This is a genomic window from Pseudovibrio sp. Ad26, from assembly GCF_001623285.1.
Taxonomy (GTDB): Bacteria; Pseudomonadota; Alphaproteobacteria; order Rhizobiales; family Stappiaceae; genus Pseudovibrio; species Pseudovibrio ascidiaceicola.
The window spans coordinates 178,242-194,601 of sequence record NZ_LMCE01000094.1; the positions used below are offsets into that span (position 1 = coordinate 178,242).

The window sequence follows — 16,360 nt, forward strand, 5'->3', positions numbered from 1 at the left end:
AAAACTATCCTCAAGTGTTTCGCTGACAGCGCCGGGGCAGTCTTGCAGACTGCCCATCCAAAACAGCGGAGCCGAGCTGATGCAGGCAAAGAAATGGAATTTGGAAAAACTGGAGCACGATGCTGAACGGCAGCAAGGCCATGGCCGGCGACAGGTGCAAAGCGCCCTCGCCGCTTGCCGGTTTGCCCGAGGTTTTGCGGGCTGCATCAGAGCTCGATCTCATGGACCCGCTCCTGACGACAAAACTTGATGAACAGCACCAGACCTCTGAGTGAGGAAAGCCGGATATCGGCTCCGGTGCGCAATCGCAGATGCAGATGAGGATTGCCCACGGCGCGCTGTCCCAGCTGGGCGGGCGTCATATCAAACTCGTGGCAAGCCATGTCGATGAGATTGATGATGTCGGCTCTGGTGGGAAGCTTGAAGTCCGCTTCGCTGATCTCGGATCTTTCCGTCTGCATACCAAATCACCTCCAATGAAAACGAGGTCAGTATGGAGTATACTGCGAACAAGTCAACGCAGTATTGTACGCTAGACGAAATGAAATGCATGGATTATTATCCTCGCATGGAAACTTGGCGTAAAAACCTTAAAGATCAGATGGATAAGAAGGGCGTAACTGCACGCGCCCTCTCCTTAGCCATTGGGAAAAGTCCTGATTACGTCAACAAAATGCTGAAGAACTTCACCCCGACTATCGAAGTTTTCTCCGCAATTTCACATGAGCTGGGCAGCAATGTCGGTGATTTGTTTTATGGCTCAGATGGGCCGGATCACTCTCAGCTTATCAAGGATTTCAATCAGTTAAGCGAAGATGATAAAAAGGTCATCCTCCGCATGATTGACGGCTTCTCCCAAAAGTAAGCACTTTAAGACTGCCCGGAGGACTTTGCCTTCTCCTTCAGGCGCTCAATTTCTATCGCTACCTTCACAAGTTCAACAGATGACAAGGTCCTGATTTTCTCAGCGAACTTAACGTCCTTGTTTTTGGTGTCTTCCTGTAGTCCAGCCAATGCCTTCAGAGCCCCAGTGCTAATTCCACTAATCCAATGAATGGATCTCTCACTGCACAGGCTATCTACCGATTTATCGGGAACACAAGTCAAAGAGCGAAAAATTAAAGAGCAACGAATTTTTATTGATAATCAGTAATTTGCGAGATTTTCACATTCAGGCTGAATTGATTTCAGTGAAGGGCGGCGCACTTAACCTATTCCCTTCTACTGAAAGGCTAACTTCTTCGAAGAAGGCTCGCGTACGCTCTAATGCGCTCAGCTAAATGATTATTGGTTATGTGCTTCTGGGTGCAATGCTTGTCCACACATCATGTGCACAATTTTCCATACAAGGCGACTTTCTCTCGCAGGCCAGAGCACTGATTCACACTCACCAATACGCATTATAATCCATTTTAATATTGACATGCGCATTATAATGCGCATCAATTGGTGCGAATGATTGATCTGATTTAGGCGTCAAAGAGCACCTCTAATCCAGATCAGAAATGCTTTTCAAACTTCAATTCGCCTGCCTCCCAGATCCCCTCAAACGGCAGGCGAACGGCGCGGGTGCTGCCACCAACATTTGTGCCCGCGCCACTCTTTTACCTACGCTCAGGAGATTTCTGCATGAGCTCTTATCTGACATTGGTCGCCCATACCGCCGACCCACGCCCTCAGCCTTGGCAAGTTCCCACCACCAGCACTGCCGAGCAGCAAGGTCATATGCTACTTGACCAGATTGCTCCGAGCTTCGGTGAAATTGCATTGAAACGAGAGGACCTGAAACAGGTTCTGAAAGATACCCCGGAGGACAGTCCGGCTGTCATCGCCCAGATCCGAAACTTACAGGATTTTTACCGCGACGGCTGGCAACTCTGCCAAGTCGCACTCAACAAACTGGGTCGGGGGTGAATATGAAAGAGCCCACAAACCTCATTCCCCTGCCTGAGCGCTGTTACATCAACCTGACGCATCCATCTTCATCAAGGCTTACATGGCGATCGGTCGGCATCGTTCTGGGCCGCGTGGCTGCTCTGCCGAACCTCACAGATGTGTTCCTTTCTCAGGCCCAGTTCAACTTGCTGGCCACCCGGTTTACACCGCGCCCTCTCCAGCCGTTGATGATGACCTCCGGGCTACAGGTGATCTTGGCCAACCTCGCCTATGTGGAGACAGACTGCGATAGCGGCCAAACAACACTCCAGAGACCTCAAGGCGGTCTATGCGAGCTTGCCAAAGCCCTTGGGGACCTCATCCCAAGGCCAGCGAAACTTTCCAGGGCAGAGAGCCGCAAACTTGAAGAGATCCGACACGCAGCCACCATCACAACTCTCAACCAACTCTCCCGCAGAAGCCTGTCAGGCCCAACGCTTCCTCTTGCAGCCACTATCAAGCCTAAGAGCCCTGAAATGGCGGCTCTGGACTGGGCTGAAGCGATGGAAGAATGCTGTAGGCATCCCTCTTTAAAGCAGCGCGATGCGGCGTAATTAAAGTTGATTTTCGAACTCTGGAAGGTGACTCTATGAACACCCAGTTTCTCTTACTGGCTCAGTACTCTGGAAAAACAATCATACCCGTGCAGGAAGTATGTAAAGACTTCTTCGGACATCTGACGCTGCAAAAATTCCTTCGCAAGCACAACAGCGGCGAGATCGACCTTCCAATTGTCCGGATCGAAGACAGCCAAAAATGCGCCAGAGGCGTCCACCTCGTGGATCTGGCGCATTACCTGGACAAAAAGAGGGAAGAAGCTACGAAAGAAAACAATGCGATGTTCGGAAGATAAAACTGCTCAAATAAAAAGATATAGGCCCCTTGTGCGGCCTTTTCTTTCGCCTATCAGTGAGGTACCTTGCAAACCTAATCGATATAACTTGCTATTATTATTCCCCGCCAGGATCAATTGACTTCGGTCAGTTGCTCTCAGCAATTTCCTGTTTAAGACGAGATATTTCTCTCTCCGCGAAGGCCAATTCTGCCTCACCGAGCTCAGACTTTATCGTATTTACATAAGCAGCAGCATCCCTTTCCCCTGCAGCAGCGCTAAGAGAAAACCAAATCAACGCTTTTGTACTATCATGCTCTCCAGCAATTCCAGTTCGATATTTGATACCTAGCAAATGCTGCGAATGAACATAACCTTTCTTCCCAGCTGAACTCAGCCACTTGATAGCCTTTTCTTCATCAGCAGCGACCCCCTCGCCAAAAAGGTACATTGCGCCTAGATTATGTTGAGCGACCCGTTCCCCTTGGAGCGCAGCCTTTGTATACAGCTTTACGGACTTTTTTAGATCCTTGGGCACTCCCATTCCCTTGCCATAAAGGACCCCCAGATTAAGCTGTGCACGCGCATGCCCTTTCTTGGCAGCCATACTGTACCATTTATGAGCTAATACGTAGTCTTGTGGAGTTATTCTGCCCACTGCGTACATCTTACCGAGTCTGTACTGAGCATCGACGTTTCCCTGTTCTGCTGCGAGACCATACCATCTCACAGACTTAAAGGAGTTCTTCGCGACTCCCTGGCCGATTTCGTACTTTATTCCCAAACTAAACTGCGCATTGGCATTGCCATTCTCTGCACGTTTTATAAGTTCTTCTACATCATCAGACGCGAAGGCATTAATCGAAGAAAACACAAGCAATACAGTAATTAGAATTGCCTTACGAAATTCGGATAATATTTTTAACATATTCATCTCTTGAAAACATATAAACTAATAGATCTTTCGCTTAACCTAGTGACATCTAGTTAGCGCAATCCGGCAACCTTCTTCTACAACTCAAATCTAGCTTGAAACTTGCTTAACTCCATAGATAACTTTCTCGCCATTCCTACTCGCAAACCGGTGGCTGGACGCAGGTAATCTGGATTAATCGTTTGGATGGAGATAAATAATCTGGGTTGAAAATTGGGATACTTGCAAGCTGAACTAATTAGAAGTGCTGAGCCCTATACATTGCATAACAAAACCGCTTTGGAATATTAGTACGACTTCAAGTACGAACTGAACATACCAACACACTCAATGCATTGTTTTTTAATCACTTATATTTGTAATCCGTCCAGTCAAGCATCGGCGCGACTGCGAAGACGGGGTTCTTGATATTATAGAGTTTTTTTGTTGCTTCAGTCATTCACGACGGTCTCAAACTGCCTCAAGTCGCAGTCTTTTGCCCTTTCTGTACCAAATTGGCAAGTCAGACCCACCAGAAACGTACGAATGGACTGCAATGACGGAATGGATGGTTAAGACGAGTGAGGAGATTGGTTTGGGCAGGTCTAGTGGTGGTTCATCAAAGTATTCGCTTGAAATGCACTTAGGGCAGCCGATTGCAAACCGACCGCCCCAAAATATCAACCTTCTATAACGACTTATGGCGCTTAGATCAGAAACTCAAAATTGCTCTCTTGAAGGTTGTCCGTCTGAACACCATTCAGAGTAATCGATGTCTCATCATCAAGCTGAATGACAACGTCTGTTCCCATATCACTTGCAGCTTCCAACAGTTCGCCAAAGCTTGTCAGTACTCCAAACTCAAACTGAATAACTTCAGTATCAACATCAAAATCAGTGATGGTGTCGTTGCCGAAATATGTATACTCAAACCTGAAGGTATCATTGCCTGCACCACCGGTCAGGATGTCGTCGCCATCCCCACCGATCAGCGTATCATCGCCCTCATAGCCATGAAGCGTATCATTACCGAATCCGCCATAAAGCGTGTCGCCCTGATCGCCGCCATGGATGACATCATCACCGTCAGTGGAGTTGAACGTGGCCTCCATGATCTCATAATCTGATAGGACAAAATAGTCAGCCTCAGTAAAGCGGATGGTCTGGAGGCCTTGGCCATCGGCAAATTGGTTCTTGATCAGCAACGTCCCGCCATCGTGGAACGTCAGCAGAAGGTCATCGTTGTCCGTGCCAGATGGGCGGCTGAATTGCACGTCATATGGCTGATATCCGGACCCGACAACCAGCTCGTTGATCTCAGAGTTGTCTGCATGCACATCGATGATCGTTTCATGACCACCACCATATTCATAATAATAAACTGTCGTTTGCTCTTCAGATGAAGGAGATACGTTTTGAGATGATATTGAAGTAACAGAATCAGACATGTCAGCCTCAGAAATAAGAAATTACTCCGGAAGGCTTTCACTGAAAAAAGTGATATCAAATATGATTTAACTCTTAATTTACTCAAATAACATCGAATATATCTCATTGATGAGACTAATTAATTTTAGCAATTACAGCCTGAAATAGATTTATATGTATAATACATCTTATTATTTTTTATTCTTCAATTTTCACAAAACCTAGATGAGTTACTTTCATCAGGGCGCTGTCAATTTTCTGGTTGATATCGACCTCTCACAGAATCTACGGCCACCCAAAACTTTGCCATATACTTCTCAATTAGCATTGCAGGTCCTCGCTACATTGTTTTGTAGTCAGATCTGTCGCCTCCCAGCACACAACATTGTGGTATGTGAGTGATGGGGGGATCTGGTAGGGTTTGGGGTGAGTTTGGATGAAGAAGAGGGAATAGATCGATGAGTGGTCGTGCGACACAGCCGGAGGCTTCGCGGCCTTTTCAGGAAATGGTGATCCTTGGCGTGCAGGTGCTGCTTGGGGTTGGATTTATGGTGTTTAGTGCTTACGTGTTTTACGAGGCGGCGCTGGCACTTTATAAACTGGATCTGGTGCGCATGGTTGGCGCTTACTTCTTATTCTTCGGCACGGTTGGACTTGGACCGTTTTTCTGGCCATTTTCGTGGCCGTTTGGTGAGGGCCATTAAAGAGGTCAGATCTCGTCACACCATTTTATCTCTTATGTTTTGAGCGTATCCTTGCTTGAGCGCCAGGGTCATTCTGGTCGATACGCTCTTTCTTCGTTCTTCAAGCCTCTTGCTTTTCCTGTACAGCATGATCGACGCCCCAATCGCGCAGTGCGGTGATAATGGGGCGCAGGGTTTCTCCTTTTTGTGTGAGTGAGTACTCTACGTGAGGTGGAACCACAGCGAAGACTTTGCGGGAGACCAGACCGTCGGTTTCCAGCTCTCTCAGCTGCTTGGTCAACATGCGTTGAGTGACTGTTCCGACTTGTTTTTTCAGCTCACCGAAACGCTGTGTCCCTTCCATCAGGTGGTAGAGGATAACGCCTTTCCACTTGCCTCCAATCAGCTCCAGAGCAGCTTCCACCGGGCATCCCTGACTGCAATTGTATTGTTCGAAGCGTTGGTTTTTATCACTCATGCTCTAAGCCTTTATTTTTGCGCGTAATCCTATTGGAAAACCGGAATCTCTTTTCGGGGCTACGCATTAGTATACTTCTTGTACCTATAGGCCAAAATTGTGCGTACTTGTTATTAATATAGCGACTATATAAGTTCTCTGCCAGCAAAACAAAAGAAAGGATTGCTCCCATGACCTTGACCATCGTCGCCAATATCCATGCAGCCAAAGGCAAGGAAGATCTTGTGAAAGCAGAGCTGGAGAAGCTGATTGATGTGACCCGCGCTGAAGCTGGTTGCCTGCAATATGATCTGCACGTGGACAATGAAAATCCCGCTCACTTCATGTTCTATGAGAACTGGGAAACACGTGAGCTGTGGCAGGAGCACATGAGCGCCCCTCATCTGGCTGCTTACATGGTGGCAACAGAGGGCGCCGTTGACGCGTTTACTGTGAACGAGATGACACGCATCTAACAGCTGCTACGAGAGTATTTTGCAGAGTCTTTCCAATGTTGTGAGGGCTCTGCATAATTTTATCGTACATTGTAACAACCGAAACCTTCTCAGACGAATCCCAGCAAATCCCGCTGGTTACGTCCTTCCCTATGCGTTCTACACTTTTCATTTCATCCTCCAAAATCGATAGTTTGTAGAGCCCCATAACATTTTAAGCTTGAACTATCTCTCCTCGCAGATATCATTGTTTTAAGTTTAAAAAAGAATCTATCCAGACTAGGTAAATATTTATCTCGCAGATGCGAGATAAACCTGACCAACGCCGCCTGAATGTCTAGTATTTCTATGTATTCATGACGGAGGAGTTGCGGAGGAGTTGCGGAGATAGATTGATAAATTTTCAAAATAAATAATCAGAGCTAAGCAGCCACTTTATTCTATTGATGAGGAGGGAATTATGTCTGATCAAGTCTTGATGCCGGAAGGTGCTTTGCAAGGTGTGACGCTTGTGGGGGAAGGCCTTAATGACAACACCAGCTGGAATGTTGTTGGCCATACATACACACCTAAAGTGCTGACCGAGAACGTGTTTATCTGGCATGCAACTATTCCGGACGGGACCTTTGTGCCACCGCACATTCATCCAACGCAGGATGAGTGGATTACAGTTTTGACTGGTGCCCTTGAGGTGGAGTTTGGGGAAGCTTGCCACAAAGCCGGGCCGGGTGACACAATCAGAATGCCACGCGGAATTGCGCATGGGATCTTCAACCGCTCCGGCGATGAAGCAACCTGTGTGTTTGGCGTGGCCCCTTCCCGCAAGCTTTATGATCTGTTTGAGGCCCTGGACGGCGTAACAGATCCAGAAGAGCTTGTGCGCATCTCTGCCTTGCATGAAGTCGACTTCTTACCGCCACCAGCTGAATAAAGGTGGCTGACATGGTGAAGAAGAAGAAAGTTGCTGTCATTGGCGGCGGCGTGAGCGGTCTTGCGGCTGCCAAAGCCTTTGACGAACGTGGGCACCGAGTGTTCGGCTATGAGCGCACCCACGATTTTGGCGGGGTCTGGGAGCTTTCCAGATCCTATCCGGGGGTGCAGACCCAGTCTCCAAAAGATCTGTATTGTTATACGGATCATCCTATGCCCAAGGAGTATCCGGAATGGCCCAAGGGGCCGCAAGTGCATGCTTATCTGCATTCCTATGCTCATAAACACAAGCTGCATCGGTTGTTTCAGCTGAATACGTCGGTCCTTTCCATGGACCGCCGGGAGGACGGCCAGCCAGGATGGACACTGACGCTCGATGCGGCAGGGCAGGTTCGCAAAGAAGACTTCGATTTTGTCGTCATCTCAACGGGACAGTTTTCTGAAAAGAATATTATCAGCCATCCGGGACAGGACAGTTTTGAGGCGCAGGGCGGGCACGTCATGCACTCTTCCGACTATACCGATCCGTCCCTTGCCAAGGGCAAACGGGTGGTGGTGCTGGGTGGTTCCAAGTCGGCAACAGATGTGGCGGTTAATGCGGCGAAGAATGGGGCCTCTCAAGTGACACTGGTGTATCGTGAGCCGGTGTGGCGGGTGCCGTACTTTGTGGGCGGCATCAACTTCAAGCGGCTGCTTTACATGCGGGCGCAGGAGTTGCAATTCAACAGCTGGGGCAGAAATCCGCTACAAAAGGCGATGGCTGCAATTGCAAAGCCGCTGATCTGGGCAAATTTCCGCGGTCTTGAGATGTTGCTGAAGCTTCAGTTGGGACTGAAGAAGTGGGATATGGTGCCAAAGGTGCCGATTGAGAAGGATATTTCCTGCTCTATTCCCATTGTCACCCCAGGACTGTTTGAGGGGTTCAAGAGCGGCGTTATCAAGCCGGTTCAAGGCACGATTGATCATTATGAAGATGGTCAGGCAGTGCTAACGAGCGGCGATAAAGTGGGCTGTGATGTTTCGGTGCTTGCGGTGGGGTGGAAGCTGGGCATTCCGTATCTGGCAAAAGAGTATCGTGACAAGCTGATTGAAAAGGACGGGCAGTATCGGACCTACCGTCTTTCTGTAAACCCTGACCTGCCAGAAATGGGGTTTGTGGGCTTCAATTCCAGCTTCTGCACGGTGCTTTCTGCAGAGATGATTGCCAACTGGCTGGTGCGCTATGCGGATGGGCAGCTGGAGAAGCAACCAACGGATGGACAGATGCGTCAGAACATTGATGAGATGCTGGATTGGCGGCGTGATGACCGGCCAGCAGCTCAGGTTTATGGCGGATTGTGCTCAGCTCCATTCCACTTCAAGCATTTTGATGAACTGCTGGAAGATATTGGAGCGGCCAAACGCAAGCGCAGTAATCCTGTTGCAGAGCAGTTCTCCTATCCCAATGCGCAGGCCTATGGGAGTTACCTAAAGTCAGCTCCGCAGTATCTTGCGCAATAACAACATCGTGAGACGCCGTCATCTGTTAAGCCTATAGCGCTAAATGATTGTTTCTCACGTATAATCTCTAAATGTCTCTCCAGCGCCTTCGGTTTTGCTGAAGGTGCTGGAGAACCACCTTTAAACGGTGATCAGCGGCGTTTTAATCAAACCACTTGCAACATAACAATGCCGATATAACCATCGTGATCTTTGTGAATGCTTCTCACGATATTTTATCGATTATTTTAAAACCTACGCAACACGCCCCCGACATTGTCGAGAGATGAGAATAAATGGTCATCTGTCTAAGGAGTGTGTCTATGCTGGGTGGTGCACAACAACAACCTGAGAGTTCAGGAAATCAAGACGAGCTGAGCTGGGCGAAACGCGTATGTCAGCATCTTGGTATCGATTTTCCTGATAGTGTGCAGCAGGCTGAGCAGATAGAAGCCAGCATGCCCAAGGCTGATGTGCTGAGCGTTGCTGACAACAAAGCCGTTGAAGCATCGATGGCGCAGATTGCTTCTGATAGTCCAGCCGCACACAAGACAGCTGACAGCCTGATCAAGAGCATTGTGACCGTGTTCACGCGGCTTGAAGGTGACGACGAGCTCAAGGGCATGATGGATGCCATGCAGGCTTATACGGGCGACAATCCGAAATACGGTGTTGTCGGTCAGCTGGGTGCTGGCGGTTTTACCAAGATTGTCGACGGTGCCAAGAAGGGCAAAGAAGATAGCGATGTGACAATCCGCGAAAAAGGCACGGCCTATTTCGATTTGTCCAACTCCCCTGCTTTCCGAAAGGCCATGGAGAAGATCTATCACTCCCCTGAACTTCAGGAAAAGATGAAAGACATCATCGATATTGATTACCTGCACAGCTTCAAGTTCGGTCGCCCGCGCAATGCAAGATCCGACGATGATCCAGATGAGTTAAAGCTGTACACTTATCGTAACGAGAACACGCAGAACGCTTCCAAGAATCCTGAGCTTTATGGCGATGTCCCCGGCACAGATCAAGTCGATGGACCCGTTCCTCAAAATGACGCGCTTGCAGGTCAGAGTTTGACAGAGAACCAGCGGAAATATCGTGAGCGCAGCAAGAAAGGCGGCGATGGTGCCTGGGCAACGGCTGCTGATCTGGAAGCTAACAAGCGCCTGACGGAACGCGAAATCAATTTTGCAAAAACCAATCCACGTAACCGACATGACAGAGAGGATTACCAGTTCAAAGAGAACAAACCTGTCAAAGGCGGTGAAATGCCGAAAGATAAGGTTATTGTTGAACACCAGCCTGGTTTTTCAGTTTGGGATGTGAAGGATGGAACAGGTTTTGCCAAGGATGCAGAGCTACACAACAAACCAACCGTTGCTGGGCCATCCGGAACCACTGACCGTTTCCTCACCGGTATTCGCCTGCTTGGCAAAGGTGTGATGAAGGAACTGGGTCTGGAAGGTCCAAACGCTGAAAACCAAGTGAAAGAACTGGGTAGATGGTTGGCGACTGGTTATCTGGTGGGTGATGAGCACCACTCTGCCGTTGAGGTGAATCTGGGTGCCGCCAATCATGGCCTGAAGCCTCAATGGGGTTCTGACCTTTATACCGAACCCTTCTCCGAACCGATCAAAGGCAAGGGGTTTGAGATCTCCAGTGAAGAGATTGTCGGAGAGCTCGAGACCAAGCTGGAAACAGCAGAAGATGACGCTGTTAACAGAGATGCCTATCGTTTTGATTTGGAAGGCGGCTCTAAAGGTACAGTCTCGCCGGATGGTAAGGTCAAGACTCCGCCGAAACCGAGCCGATAATCTGGTTTGCCCAAGACATACCGCTTGAGATCTGGTGTTTGGGAACAGAAAATTTCATCAAAAAAGAAACAGCCCAACCCCGTGTTTGGGCTGTTTTCGCGCCATCTCGGATTTAATCCTTAACATCCGTTAGGAGAATTTTAATGGAATCATTTCACAATGAGAACATAGGAAGAACATCGGGTGTTAGATTACTATGTCCAAGAAGTTTCAGTGGCGACAGCTTTGGAGAAATGTTCCGGATCACACTGTAGGGACAGGCGTTCTCAATACCGAGATGAGCATGCGGGTTCATCGCGAAGGTGATGATGAAGCGCGTAAGCCATGGCGGTGGGAACTGCATCACAATGGTGTTGTGTGCAAAGGTGACGTCAACGACAAGGTTGAGGCCATGCAAAAAGCGCAGGATGCTTATATCGCTTACCTGCGCTAATCCTTAGTTTTTCAATTTAAGGTGCGTGCCATTCCCTCACAATCGGGCGCACTTTTTGAAAATGCGCCTAACTGGTTGCAGCCACATCCTTGGTTTGTGTTGTGGCTTTTCTTGTGCCAGGGGTTTTTAGTGCAAAGACGATACTTCCCAGCACGATGAGAATGCCGACCCACTGGCGCACACCAAACTGCTCCCCCACCAGCAACTGACCGCATAAGACAGCGGATACCGGATTGACCAGAGACAGAAAGCCTATGGTTGTTGGGTTGAGCTGTACGATCCCCTTCAGCCAGTTGACCGATGCCAGGCCCATTCCCAAAATACCGATCCAGAAGAAGGCCAGTACCATGTTCAGGTCCGGCACCGGAGCGGCGCCTTCCAGTACAAGTGCGATTGGTACGGCGTAGAGACCGCCTAATGTGACGTGCCAGCCTGTGTATGTGACCATGCTGACGTCTGGCCGGCCCCATTTACCACTGAGGTAAACGCCTGTGAAGGTGCTCAGGCAGGCGGCCATTGCAGCGCCGATACCGATCCAATCCAACTCAACAGCGCCAAGTAACAGCAAGCCGACACCGAACAGCCCGATGAGAGACGCAATGAGCTGGCGGGCGACGGGTGTTTTGCCATCCAGAATCCAGATGTAAAAGATGATCTGCAAGGGCAGTGTTGCCATAAGAGTTCCGGCCATTCCGCTTGGGAGGCGGAAAGCGGCAATGAACACAAAGAAGATCATGGAAAGATTGGTCAGGCCAATGGTCATCGCTCTCTTCACCCAAGGGCCTTTGAGCAAACCCGGAGCAAAAGCCAATAGCAGCAAGCCTGCGGGTAACAGGCGATAGACCACCATCCAGACAGGGTCTTCTGCGGGCAAGAGCAACGTTGTAACGGCGTAGGTGGTGCCCCAAATTGCGGGCGTAAGCGCCGTGCGCAGCTGAACAAGCATGTACTTCGACCTCAATTATCTTGATCTCAAATTAATTCGATATGATGCTTAGGATATATACGCAGAAGCGTCAAGTATCTTGATATCAAGTAATTCCTCTGCAATATAGCTTTGTATTGCTGCAAGCCAGATTATTGAGAATGACAATGAGTGATCACGTTGCACGCGTTGTGCGCCAGTGGAAGAGCGAACATCCTGAAGTTGATGCCAGCCCGATGTATGTGCTGGCGCGGATGATGCGTCTCAACATGCAGATCAACAAAGATCTTTCAGCCAACTTTGCGAAGTTTGGTCTGGCGACGGGTGACTTTGATGTTCTGGCAACCTTGCGCCGGAGCGGTGAGCCTTATGCACTGCGCCCGACTGAACTGACCAGGTCCAGCATGCTGACCTCCGGCACCATGACCAGCCGCCTCGATAAGCTGGAAAAGCTGGGGTTGGTGTGCCGTAATCCTAATCCGGAAGATCGCCGGGCTCTGATGATCCATTTGACGGACAAAGGCCGCTCCCTGGTGGAGGAAGCTGCAGCAGCGCACTTTGAAATGGAAGCAGAGATGCTCAAGGTTCTGGACCCGCAGGATAGGGAGGCCCTTGAGGGTATTTTGGAAAGATGGAGCCACAGGCTGGAAGAAAACGGAACGATGTAGCCTGCTTTTAACTTGGGCAATGCAAGCTACTTCCCCGTATATCCTTCACACTCGCTCATCCATGAAAACTGGTAGATGATCTTCACAGGTACGTGGTGGTTACCCGTGGCTCAGTTTGGGGGTGAGCAGATCAGGCAGTGCTCGTTGACTTCGCACAGCCTGTCTGACTTTTGTTTTTGTTATCTCTCAGACCTAAGAGTTGCCGGAGAGGCAAGTGTTGAAGGCACCGCCCATTTCCTTGAGCAACTCGGTGTAAAGCTGCGGGCCTGAGTCCAGCGTTGATCCGAGAGGATCAAGTTCAGCGGAGTTAACCCCAGTCCCCTCTTTCAGCACAGCAACCATGCGCGGATTGAACTGTACTTCAGAGAAGACGCAGCTGACGCCCAAACCTTCCAGCTTCTGACGCACTTCAGACAGGCGCTTTGCTCCCGGCAGCACTTCCGGGCTGACTGTAACTGAGCCGACTGCATTGAGGTTGTAAGCCTCTTCAAAATAGCGGTAAGCATCGTGGAACACCACGAACGGCTTGGTCTGGAGATTCTTCAGGTCTGCTTTCAGTGCTTCAGAGACCTCAGTAATCTCAGCGGCTTCTGCTTTTGCATTGGCAGCGTACTTGGCCGCGTTTGCAGGATCAGCTTTTGAGAGGGTTTCTTCAATCTCATGCAGCATGGCGATCGCGTTTTGTGGCGACAGCCAAATATGCATATCTACGGCTTCATCACCATGTTCATCGTGACCTGCATGCTCAGCGTGTTCTTCATGCTCTTCATGCTTGTCATGATCATGGTCAGCGTGATCTTCGTGTTTCTCATGATCGTGGTCGGCGTGGTCATCATGCTTCTCGTGGTCGTGATCCTCATGCGCCTCGTCAGCATGCTCGGCATGTTCAGCGGCACTTTCACCTGCATGTGTGCCGTGGTCATGGCCTTCAAAGTTGCCACCTTCACGGAAATTCAGAAGTGTCAGACCATGGGCATCTTTCAGCGTCACGATCGTTGCGTTATCTGCAAGGTTATCCAGCGGTGTTTCAAGGAAGCTCTCCATCTGCGGACCAACCCAGAATACCACATCTGCATTAGCAATTTTGCGTGCTGTTGAGGGGCGCAGGCTGTAAGTGTGCGGAGAGCCAGCACCTTCCACCACCAGATCAGGCGCACCTACGCCTTCCATCACGCTCGCCACAAGAGAGTGAATTGGCTTTATGGATGCCACTACATTGACCTCGGCCTGAGCCAAAGCAGGAAAGGATACACTTCCGGCAAGAAGACCGAGAATGCTTAGTGAACCTAAGAGATGCTTCATACGTCTCACAACCATTTTGTTATAATATTACATTCGATTTGTTACTTTATAACGTCACAAATTTTGGAGTGCAACGGCCTTTTTGTGATTAATTCAAGACTGGGCAAAACTCAAAATGACGGGGTAAATACTCTATTGATCTCAGCAGGTTCGTTCTGCACTTAGCCAGTAAACTGTTAGTTTTGCCTGATCCTACTGCCAAATTAACGAGATATCTGTTATATTGCCGCAAAATTTAAAGGACTTTCTATGGCCGAGATTAAGGATGAGCTGGACCGCAAGCTAATTGCCATCTTGCAGGGAAACGCTCGGGAGCCGGTGTCTTCTATTGCACGACGTCTGGATGTTGCCCGCTCAACAGTTCAAGAGCGCATTGCCCGGCTTGAACGCAAAGGCATCATTATCGGCTATACAGCTATTTTGGGAGACCAAGAGGATCAGAAGCGGGTTCAGGCACTTGTCATGCTCTCCGTTGCCCAGCAACGCTCTCGCGAACTGATTGCTCAGTTGGAGTCCTACCCTGAAATCCGCAGCTGTCTGACCATCTCCGGTGAATTTGATCTCTGCCTGATTGTTGAGCCTGACCGTCTGGAAGAGCTGGATGCTGTGCTGGACGAGATTGCTGCTATTCCGGGTGTTGAGCGCACGCGGTCCTCTATCGTGCTGACGAAGAAGTTTGAGCGACAGCGGCCTTTCATGCCTCAAAATACCTATAGCCTTGAGAAGTAACAGATCCTGAGCATTCGTTTATTTTGCCCATTCGATTTAAGTGGCACTTTTTGCCTGCTTTCCTTGTCTCGAATCGTGTGAGTACTGCACGTAAAATTCGTCATATTTACAATTTTAATGTCAATATGACATAGTTACCGTCATTTACACGAAATAAAACGTCATTTCGGCAAGTTGCCCCGTAAACTCCGGCAGTGTTTTCACGTAGACTCCTAGTCAATAGAAACAAGCTTGGAGGGGCTTATGAGCCGACATCATGTTGCTGTTGTGGGTGCAGGTAAGATCGGTGGGATGATCGCTGCATTGCTACAAGGTTCAGGTGATTATCAGATCAAGGTACTGGACCAGAGTGTGGAAGCGCTGAGTGCGCTGGACGTGCCGCATGTGACAACAGAAGCACTGGATGTGAGTGATCTGGGAAAACTCACAGAAGCTCTTAAAGGATGCGACGCTGTCATTTCAGCTGCACCGTTTTTCCTGACGCCGGTGATCGCGCAGGCCGCAAAAGATGCAGACTGCCACTATCTTGACCTGACCGAAGATGTGGCCAGCACTGCTGAAGTGGAGAAGATTGCAGAAGGCGCCAACAAGGCCTTTGCTCCGCAATGCGGCCTCGCACCTGGTTTTGTGTCCATCGCCGGTTATGATCTTGCAAAGCAGTTTGACAGTCTTGAAGATCTGCATCTGCGTGTGGGCGCCCTGCCCCGCTACCCGACCAACAAGCTGAAGTACAATCTCACTTGGTCAACCGACGGCCTGATCAACGAGTACTGCAACCCATGTCTTGCCATCGAGAACGGTGAGTTGACCAAGGTGCCAGCTTTGGCCGGTCTGCAGCATTTCTCTCTGGATGGCGTTGATTATGAAGCGTTCAACACGTCCGGTGGTCTGGGTTCTCTTTCTGAGACGCTGAAGGACAAGGTGCAGAGCCTGCGTTACCTCTCCATCCGGTATCCGGGTCACCGGGACATCATGGAGCTGCTGCTGAAGGATCTAGGCTTCATCAACAAGCGTGATTTGCTGAAAGAGGTGATGGAAGATTCCATTCCGGTCACCATGCAGGACCGCGTGCTCATCTTTATCACCGCCACAGGTATGAAAGATGGTCGGTTCCAGCAGAAGTCTTATTCTCATGTGGTCAATGACCGTGAGATCATGGGCAAGCACTGGAGCGGTATTCAGATCACCACAGCGGCCAGCATCTGTGCCACGCTGGATCTGCTGATGGATGGCAGTTTGAACGCCAAAGGCTTTGTGAAGCAGGAAAGCATCAACCTAGATGACTTCCTCTCCAATCGCTTCGGCGGTCTTTACAACAACGATGGGTCTGATCACGAAACACCGGGGCGTCAGATCGCAGCATAAAGCTGTCGACCTGAT

20 protein-coding genes are annotated in these 16,360 nt (G+C 49.5%); 13 read left to right on the plus strand and 7 right to left on the minus strand.

All coding sequences use genetic code 11. From position 1 onward, the window contains the following. Positions 1–10: 10 nt before the first annotated feature. Together PsAD26_RS20570 and PsAD26_RS20575 are read right to left on the minus strand one after the other, a co-directional pair. Complete coding sequence (locus PsAD26_RS20570; RefSeq protein WP_063311906.1) at positions 11–223, minus strand: hypothetical protein; 213 nt, start codon at positions 221–223, stop codon at positions 11–13. Then, complete coding sequence (locus PsAD26_RS20575; RefSeq protein WP_063311907.1) at positions 207–461, minus strand: hypothetical protein; 255 nt, start codon at positions 459–461, stop codon at positions 207–209. The genes PsAD26_RS20570 and PsAD26_RS20575 overlap by 17 nt, the downstream gene beginning before the upstream one ends. Positions 462–550: 89 nt before the next feature. On the opposite strand from PsAD26_RS20575, the gene PsAD26_RS20580 reads away from it, so the two are divergent. The 4 genes from PsAD26_RS20580 (at position 551) to PsAD26_RS20595 (ending at position 2,788) form a co-directional block, all read left to right on the plus strand. After that, positions 551–865 (plus strand): helix-turn-helix transcriptional regulator, encoded by a 315-nt coding sequence (locus tag PsAD26_RS20580; RefSeq protein ID WP_063301859.1) that lies wholly within the window; start codon positions 551–553, stop codon positions 863–865. A 764-nt stretch (positions 866–1,629) separates the two neighbouring features. Next, on the plus strand, positions 1,630–1,914 hold the full coding sequence (locus tag PsAD26_RS20585) for a hypothetical protein (protein WP_063311909.1): 285 nt from the start codon (positions 1,630–1,632) through the stop codon (positions 1,912–1,914). 2 nt (positions 1,915–1,916) lie between these two features. Continuing rightward, positions 1,917–2,489: a hypothetical protein gene (locus PsAD26_RS20590; protein ID WP_063311910.1), complete on the plus strand. Its 573-nt coding sequence runs from the start codon at positions 1,917–1,919 to the stop codon at positions 2,487–2,489. 35 nt (positions 2,490–2,524) lie between these two features. Next, complete coding sequence (locus PsAD26_RS20595; RefSeq protein ID WP_063311911.1) at positions 2,525–2,788, plus strand: pyocin activator PrtN family protein; 264 nt, start codon at positions 2,525–2,527, stop codon at positions 2,786–2,788. 127 nt (positions 2,789–2,915) lie between these two features. On the opposite strand, the gene PsAD26_RS20600 is transcribed toward PsAD26_RS20595, so the two are convergent. Beyond that, a complete protein-coding gene (locus tag PsAD26_RS20600) occupies positions 2,916–3,695 on the minus strand; it encodes a tetratricopeptide repeat protein (RefSeq protein WP_063311912.1) in 780 nt (259 codons plus the stop codon). A gap of 692 nt (positions 3,696–4,387) precedes the next feature. Further along, on the minus strand, positions 4,388–5,128 hold the full coding sequence (locus tag PsAD26_RS30370; protein WP_063311913.1) for a calcium-binding protein: 741 nt from the start codon (positions 5,126–5,128) through the stop codon (positions 4,388–4,390). 438 nt (positions 5,129–5,566) lie between these two features. On the opposite strand from PsAD26_RS30370, the gene PsAD26_RS20610 reads away from it, so the two are divergent. Further along, complete coding sequence (locus PsAD26_RS20610) at positions 5,567–5,812, plus strand: hypothetical protein (protein WP_063311914.1); 246 nt, start codon at positions 5,567–5,569, stop codon at positions 5,810–5,812. A 100-nt stretch (positions 5,813–5,912) separates the two neighbouring features. On the opposite strand, the gene PsAD26_RS20615 is transcribed toward PsAD26_RS20610, so the two are convergent. Further along, the gene (locus PsAD26_RS20615; RefSeq protein ID WP_063311915.1) at positions 5,913–6,269 is read right to left on the minus strand and encodes a helix-turn-helix domain-containing protein; all 357 of its coding nucleotides are present in this window, start codon (positions 6,267–6,269) and stop codon (positions 5,913–5,915) included. Between the two features lie 170 nt (positions 6,270–6,439). Here PsAD26_RS20615 and PsAD26_RS20620 point away from each other — a divergent pair, with 170 nt between their 5' ends. From PsAD26_RS20620 to PsAD26_RS20640, 5 genes are all read left to right on the plus strand, one after another. Further along, positions 6,440–6,724: a putative quinol monooxygenase gene (locus tag PsAD26_RS20620; protein WP_063311916.1), complete on the plus strand. Its 285-nt coding sequence runs from the start codon at positions 6,440–6,442 to the stop codon at positions 6,722–6,724. A 439-nt stretch (positions 6,725–7,163) separates the two neighbouring features. Continuing rightward, positions 7,164–7,634: a cupin domain-containing protein gene (locus PsAD26_RS20625; RefSeq protein WP_082830661.1), complete on the plus strand. Its 471-nt coding sequence runs from the start codon at positions 7,164–7,166 to the stop codon at positions 7,632–7,634. An 11-nt stretch (positions 7,635–7,645) separates the two neighbouring features. Beyond that, positions 7,646–9,133, plus strand: coding sequence for an NAD(P)/FAD-dependent oxidoreductase (locus PsAD26_RS20630; protein WP_063312022.1), 1,488 nt, complete (start codon positions 7,646–7,648; stop codon positions 9,131–9,133). Positions 9,134–9,435: 302 nt separating this feature from the next. After that, positions 9,436–10,923, plus strand: a complete 1,488-nt coding sequence (locus PsAD26_RS20635) for a hypothetical protein (RefSeq protein ID WP_063311917.1) — start codon at positions 9,436–9,438, stop codon at positions 10,921–10,923. A 196-nt stretch (positions 10,924–11,119) separates the two neighbouring features. Continuing rightward, positions 11,120–11,356, plus strand: coding sequence for a hypothetical protein (locus PsAD26_RS20640; RefSeq protein ID WP_057465945.1), 237 nt, complete (start codon positions 11,120–11,122; stop codon positions 11,354–11,356). A 67-nt stretch (positions 11,357–11,423) separates the two neighbouring features. Here the strand turns inward: PsAD26_RS20640 and PsAD26_RS20645 are convergent, their stop codons facing one another. Next, entirely contained in the window at positions 11,424–12,302 is an 879-nt protein-coding gene (locus tag PsAD26_RS20645; protein WP_063296335.1) for a DMT family transporter, read from the minus strand. A 146-nt stretch (positions 12,303–12,448) separates the two neighbouring features. Between PsAD26_RS20645 and PsAD26_RS20650 the strand changes: the two genes are divergently transcribed. Further along, positions 12,449–12,949 (plus strand): MarR family transcriptional regulator, encoded by a 501-nt coding sequence (locus PsAD26_RS20650; RefSeq protein WP_181952086.1) that lies wholly within the window; start codon positions 12,449–12,451, stop codon positions 12,947–12,949. Between the two features lie 192 nt (positions 12,950–13,141). On the opposite strand, the gene PsAD26_RS20655 is transcribed toward PsAD26_RS20650, so the two are convergent. Next, a complete protein-coding gene (locus PsAD26_RS20655; RefSeq protein WP_063311919.1) occupies positions 13,142–14,251 on the minus strand; it encodes a zinc ABC transporter substrate-binding protein in 1,110 nt (369 codons plus the stop codon). A 249-nt stretch (positions 14,252–14,500) separates the two neighbouring features. Here PsAD26_RS20655 and PsAD26_RS20660 point away from each other — a divergent pair, with 249 nt between their 5' ends. Together PsAD26_RS20660 and PsAD26_RS20665 are read left to right on the plus strand one after the other, a co-directional pair. Continuing rightward, positions 14,501–14,980: an Lrp/AsnC family transcriptional regulator gene (locus PsAD26_RS20660; RefSeq protein ID WP_057465942.1), complete on the plus strand. Its 480-nt coding sequence runs from the start codon at positions 14,501–14,503 to the stop codon at positions 14,978–14,980. A 243-nt stretch (positions 14,981–15,223) separates the two neighbouring features. Beyond that, on the plus strand, positions 15,224–16,345 hold the full coding sequence (locus PsAD26_RS20665) for a saccharopine dehydrogenase C-terminal domain-containing protein (protein WP_063311920.1): 1,122 nt from the start codon (positions 15,224–15,226) through the stop codon (positions 16,343–16,345). Positions 16,346–16,360: the final 15 nt, after the last annotated feature.

Coding starts and splice junctions, on each gene's coding strand:
- PsAD26_RS20570 (WP_063311906.1), bottom strand. CDS start 223: ATGAGATCGAGCTCTGATGCAGCCCGCAAAACCTCGGGCAAACCGGCA.
- PsAD26_RS20575 (WP_063311907.1), bottom strand. CDS start 461: ATGCAGACGGAAAGATCCGAGATCAGCGAAGCGGACTTCAAGCTTCCC.
- PsAD26_RS20580 (WP_063301859.1), top strand. CDS start 551: ATGGATTATTATCCTCGCATGGAAACTTGGCGTAAAAACCTTAAAGAT.
- PsAD26_RS20585 (WP_063311909.1), top strand. CDS start 1,630: ATGAGCTCTTATCTGACATTGGTCGCCCATACCGCCGACCCACGCCCT.
- PsAD26_RS20590 (WP_063311910.1), top strand. CDS start 1,917: ATGAAAGAGCCCACAAACCTCATTCCCCTGCCTGAGCGCTGTTACATC.
- PsAD26_RS20595 (WP_063311911.1), top strand. CDS start 2,525: ATGAACACCCAGTTTCTCTTACTGGCTCAGTACTCTGGAAAAACAATC.
- PsAD26_RS20600 (WP_063311912.1), bottom strand. CDS start 3,695: ATGTTAAAAATATTATCCGAATTTCGTAAGGCAATTCTAATTACTGTA.
- PsAD26_RS30370 (WP_063311913.1), bottom strand. CDS start 5,128: ATGTCTGATTCTGTTACTTCAATATCATCTCAAAACGTATCTCCTTCA.
- PsAD26_RS20610 (WP_063311914.1), top strand. CDS start 5,567: ATGAGTGGTCGTGCGACACAGCCGGAGGCTTCGCGGCCTTTTCAGGAA.
- PsAD26_RS20615 (WP_063311915.1), bottom strand. CDS start 6,269: ATGAGTGATAAAAACCAACGCTTCGAACAATACAATTGCAGTCAGGGA.
- PsAD26_RS20620 (WP_063311916.1), top strand. CDS start 6,440: ATGACCTTGACCATCGTCGCCAATATCCATGCAGCCAAAGGCAAGGAA.
- PsAD26_RS20625 (WP_082830661.1), top strand. CDS start 7,164: ATGTCTGATCAAGTCTTGATGCCGGAAGGTGCTTTGCAAGGTGTGACG.
- PsAD26_RS20630 (WP_063312022.1), top strand. CDS start 7,646: ATGGTGAAGAAGAAGAAAGTTGCTGTCATTGGCGGCGGCGTGAGCGGT.
- PsAD26_RS20635 (WP_063311917.1), top strand. CDS start 9,436: ATGCTGGGTGGTGCACAACAACAACCTGAGAGTTCAGGAAATCAAGAC.
- PsAD26_RS20640 (WP_057465945.1), top strand. CDS start 11,120: ATGTCCAAGAAGTTTCAGTGGCGACAGCTTTGGAGAAATGTTCCGGAT.
- PsAD26_RS20645 (WP_063296335.1), bottom strand. CDS start 12,302: ATGCTTGTTCAGCTGCGCACGGCGCTTACGCCCGCAATTTGGGGCACC.
- PsAD26_RS20650 (WP_181952086.1), top strand. CDS start 12,449: ATGAGTGATCACGTTGCACGCGTTGTGCGCCAGTGGAAGAGCGAACAT.
- PsAD26_RS20655 (WP_063311919.1), bottom strand. CDS start 14,251: ATGAAGCATCTCTTAGGTTCACTAAGCATTCTCGGTCTTCTTGCCGGA.
- PsAD26_RS20660 (WP_057465942.1), top strand. CDS start 14,501: ATGGCCGAGATTAAGGATGAGCTGGACCGCAAGCTAATTGCCATCTTG.
- PsAD26_RS20665 (WP_063311920.1), top strand. CDS start 15,224: ATGAGCCGACATCATGTTGCTGTTGTGGGTGCAGGTAAGATCGGTGGG.